General features: G+C 46.1%; 1 protein-coding gene. It reads right to left on the minus strand.

All coding sequences use genetic code 11. The annotated features are described in order from the left end of the window. Positions 1-1308, minus strand: a 1308-nt coding sequence (gene traM / locus BGO59_RS29235) for a conjugative transposon protein TraM (protein ID WP_293689925.1), incomplete at both ends; no start/stop codon positions are given.

Genomic DNA, 1308 nt, shown 5'->3' on the forward strand with positions numbered 1-1308 from the left:
TTTAGATACAAGGAAGACCTGATAGCCCGCTTTAAGCGTAACTTTTGGCGTTCTTACTTTCTTGGCGAAATAGCCCGAAATACCCTGTACCACGCCACGGCTAAGGTCAGCCGCTACCTGCTGTCCGGCATTCTGCGTGAGCATTACGCTTGTTCCTCCTGTCTGGCTCATATTGCCCGCCATTTCGGTAAGGGCGTTCATTTCCGGCGAATACGGAACGTACAAGCCTTGCTGACCGTCCAAATCGTAAATGGTTATATCTACCGGAATGATGTTTCCCTCCAGTTCTACGGAGGTAACTTTTAATTGTAGCCTGCCATTCTGAAACTTGGCATTAGCCGTTACAATCGTTCCTTTAGGGATGGTACGTTGCAGGGTTTTGGCAGGCTCTAACAGGCGTAAACGCACACCCGTTTCGCCAACTACCGTTTGGGCTTCGTGTACACAGGCTTTGATACTGTTTTTAGGCTGTACAGCCTGCTCGATAGAACCTGCGGTATAGAACCCACGGTTTTTTGTTTGGCTCCAATCGGCTGCAAATGCACTGTCCGATGGTTCACGGTACAAGGCTGATACAATGTTCTTTCTTGTTGGTGTGAACAATACAAATTGCTCTTTTTGGTTAGCACCCGCAGCCCCCGTAACTGTACCGTTGGTAGGAACAGCGTTTCCGGTATTGGCATTTTGCGGAAGATACTTTGCTGCCATTTCATAGGATTTCTCCATTAATTTGAGTTGGTCGTCAACAGTGGGCACAGGTGGCACATCTTTTTCCGACAACTTTGCTTTTAGTTCGTCCACTTGCTTACGCAATTCCATTGTTTCCGAATTGTTGTCCTGATAAAATGAACCCAACGTGCTTTGTGCATTACGGTAACTGTTCAATACAGAATTTCCGTTTCGTCCCGATTTTCTGCCACCACCCCCAAAGCCGTTGCTTTCTTCATCTTCTTCAGGTAAACTTTCTTCATTGTCAGCAGATGCAGTATCTTCAGTATTCCAATAATCAGAAAGCGTGGTCAGTGCATTGCGCTTTTCCTGCTCTTTGCGTTCGAGCATTTCCTGCTCATACGCCTTGCTTTTATCATCGGGCATCCCTGCTCCGGTAGCCTGCGGTACAGCATCATTCAGCCCGATATTTTCAACTGCCTTTTTATCTTTAGACGGTTTAAATATGAGGTACATACAGCCGAGAAATACCACGCCCATCAAAAGGAAAATGATTGGCTTTTTGAGCTTATCCTTATTGCTCTTTTTATTATCCGGCAGATTTGATGCTCCGTTTTGGTCTTCTCCCTCAACGAGAAA

The organism is Spirosoma sp. 48-14 (assembly GCF_001898575.1).
Classification (GTDB): Bacteria; Bacteroidota; Bacteroidia; order Cytophagales; family Spirosomataceae; genus Spirosoma.